The 3,164-nt window shown below is 44.8% G+C and carries 4 protein-coding genes; all 4 read right to left on the bottom strand.

Annotated features, from left to right (window positions below):
- Positions 1-174: 174 nt before the first annotated feature.
- Genes B3G15_RS04115 through dnaX form a run of 4 tightly spaced genes read right to left on the bottom strand, consistent with a single transcriptional unit; the run spans position 175 to position 2,924 of the window.
- Complete coding sequence (locus B3G15_RS04115; protein WP_023469883.1) at positions 175-393, bottom strand: YaaL family protein; 219 nt, start codon at positions 391-393, stop codon at positions 175-177.
- Positions 390-989 (bottom strand): recombination mediator RecR, encoded by a 600-nt coding sequence (gene recR / locus B3G15_RS04120; protein ID WP_023469882.1) that lies wholly within the window; start codon positions 987-989, stop codon positions 390-392. Before recR ends, B3G15_RS04115 begins: the two co-directional genes overlap by 4 nt.
- A gap of 18 nt (positions 990-1,007) precedes the next feature.
- Positions 1,008-1,328, bottom strand: coding sequence for a YbaB/EbfC family nucleoid-associated protein (locus tag B3G15_RS04125; RefSeq protein ID WP_023469881.1), 321 nt, complete (start codon positions 1,326-1,328; stop codon positions 1,008-1,010).
- Positions 1,329-1,346: 18 nt separating this feature from the next.
- Positions 1,347-2,924: a DNA polymerase III subunit gamma/tau gene (gene dnaX, locus B3G15_RS04130; RefSeq protein WP_290716032.1), complete on the bottom strand. Its 1,578-nt coding sequence runs from the start codon at positions 2,922-2,924 to the stop codon at positions 1,347-1,349.
- Positions 2,925-3,164: the final 240 nt, after the last annotated feature.

A 3,164-nucleotide genomic window follows, 5' to 3' on the forward strand; every position in this document is an offset into this window, starting at 1 on the left:
CAAGAAGTCAACAACTTTTTTGAAATTGTTTTTTACTTGTTTGACGTAAGCGCTCGTCCTCTTAAGGACATGAATTAATATATCACGATAATTAGACATGCGCAACTACTTTATTAAAATAACTTATAGTTTTTTTTAGAGCATGTAAAAACCGCAGGCAAGAATGGCTGCGGTTTACTTCATCATCAATGAGACGCGTCTTCTTTTTGCTTCGCTTATATAGAAGAAATACAGTGATTCCGCTAACTTCATTTGTGCTTCTAAATCACCGTAGTCATCATAGCTGATTTCTAAGAGATGACGCTTCATCAAATAATCTTCTTTTGCTTTTGCTAATTCTTCTAACAAACGCTGGTCGTACTCACTGCGAATCTTCTTTCGAAACCAACTCATAGTTCGCGACGTCCCTCCATTGCACGAGATAACGTCACTTCATCTGCGTATTCAAGATCTCCACCAACCGGAAGACCATGGGCAATTCGAGTGATCCGAATACCCGTCGGTTTTAAGAGACGCGATAGATACATCGCTGTCGCTTCTCCTTCGATATTCGGATTGGTTGCTAAGATGACTTCCGTAATCGCTTCGTCCGCTTGAAGACGTGTCAGTAGGCTAGATACATTGATATCCTCTGGACCGATTCCTTCCATTGGACTGATCGCTCCATGCAAGACATGATACAACCCTTGGTAATCTCGCATCTTTTCCATTGCAATGACATCCCTTGAATCTTGGACGACACAGACAATCGTACGGTTTCGGTGTTTATCTGTACATACATAACAAGGATCTTGATCCGTGATATTCCCGCAGACACTACAGTAGGCAATGTCGCGCTTCGCACTGACCAATGCCTTTCCGAACATCAAGACATCGTCCTCTTCCATATCAAGGACATGAAACGCTAGACGAACTGCTGTCTTCGGACCAATCCCCGGCAGTTTCGTAAAACTTTCGATCAAACGACTAATCGCTTCAGGATATTGCAAGTGGTTTCCTCCTACGAATTAAAACATTCCCGGCAGATTCATACCTTGTGTGAATTTCCCCATTTTACTTGCTACGAGTTCATCAACCTTCTTCAAAGCATCGTTCGTTGCAGCTAAGACGAGATCTTGAATCATTTCAACGTCATCTGGATCGACGACTTCTTCCTTAATGATGACATCTACGATATTTTTATGGCCATCTGCGACGACTGAGACCATTTCGCCGCCTGCTGTACCTGTCACTGTCAAATCTTTTAATTCTTCTTGTGCTTTCGCCATATCCTTTTGCATCTTCTGCATCTGTTTCATCATATTGTTCATGTTTCCCATTCCGCGCATCTGTATTCCTCCTCGAATTTAATCTTCGAACTCTACGATATCACCAAAACGACCAAGCGTCTCGGACAATAACTGATCGCTCTCCGATTCTTGTTTTGTTTCCTTCTCTTCTATACTACTACTATTTCGCTTAGCAACAAACTCTGCCTTCAGTTCATGCCAATCCTTTGAGAGAATCGCTAAAATTTCGCGTTTGACGCCGCATACTTCATACAACGCTTCTTCAATCACGAAACGTGTTCGTTCATTCGTCATGACCTGCTCAAAGTGCCATCCTTTACCGTCATCGAATTCGATCAGCAACGTATCCGCTGAACAAAGAACCGGTTTACTTTCATGAAGTAACGAGTAAATTGGTCCATCTTCTTTTAAAATCCATTTTAAGATGTGATCCCAGCGCTCTTGAATCTCGCGCAATTGCGCTTTCTCTGCTCGCTCTAGCATTTGGCGAATCCGCTCTTTGGCGATTCGAACGGTTGGTCGTCCTTGTTTCCGCTTCGGTTGCGCTTGTGGTGTAGCCGCTTCTTGTGCTGGAACACCATTTGACTTCCACTGGTGCATCTGTTCTTTCATTTCGCGGACTTCCTGTTGCAACGATTGGACGATCTGTCCCGTCGTTCTCCCTTGTTCCGCGATTTGAATGAAGGCAATCTCAACGAGTACCCGAGGGTGGTTCGTCAATCGCATCTGTTGTTGGCAGTCATGTAACTGATCAATGATCGTAAAACACGTCTCTGCTTCAATCGATTCAACGAATTGTTTGAACTCATCCGTCGGGCGAGCACGCTCTAGCAAATCGACAGCTGTAGGAGAGGCTTTCAACAACAACGTGTCCCGGTAAAAGAAGACGAGATCCTCCACGAAACGTTTTAGATCTTTTCCCGCTCGTTGCATCGTCTCAAGCGTCTGTAACAACTGATCGACTTGATGTTCATGTAAGGCACGGGCAATATTCAATAACGCTTCATCTTCTACTGCCCCTGTTACTTCAAGAACAGCCGCATCGTTCAAATCACCGTTCGAAAAAGCAACCGCTTGGTCGAGTAGACTCAGCGCATCACGCATACCACCATCCGCCGCTCGGGCGATCAATCGTAATGCCGTATCCGAATACTCGATCGATTGGTCTTTTAAGATATATTGCATCCGCTCTACGAGTTGATCGACTTCATGCCGCTTCACATCGAAACGTTGGCAACGCGAGATGATCGTCGCCGGAATTTTATGTGGTTCAGTCGTTGCTAAGATGAAGATGGCGTGCGCAGGCGGTTCTTCTAATGTTTTGAGCAAGGCATTAAAGGCACCTGTCGACAACATATGCACTTCATCAATGATATAGACTTTATAGGCTGCTTCTGAAGGGGGATATTTGACTTTATCCCGGATTTCCCGAATCTCATCTACGCCGTTATTGGAAGCCGCATCGATTTCGAAGACGTCTGGACTTGATCCTTCCGTGATCGCAAGACACGTCGGGCACGTATTACACGGTTCTTTGACCGGTGCATGCTCACAGTTGATCGCTTTAGCGATGATTTTGGCAAGACTCGTCTTTCCTGTTCCACGAGGACCCGAAAATAGATAGGCGTGGGACATCCNNCCATCAATGCATTTTGGATCGTACGGGTGATATGCGCTTGTCCAACGACTTCGTCGAATCGTTGCGGACGGTACACGCGGTATAGTGCTTGATAGGCCAAGTTTGCGCCTCCTCTTTTTAAGTTCCTCATTCTATTTTACCTAAAAAAGTCTACAACCGAAACCGGCTGTAGACTTGTCTTTAAAAATTAAACTGCCGCGCACCATATTCTGAAATATGTTCAACATGCGTTACTC

The sequence above is a fragment of the Exiguobacterium sp. UBA1053 genome (genome assembly GCF_002316465.1).
Classification (GTDB): Bacteria; Bacillota; Bacilli; order Exiguobacteriales; family Exiguobacteriaceae; genus Exiguobacterium_A; species Exiguobacterium_A abrahamii.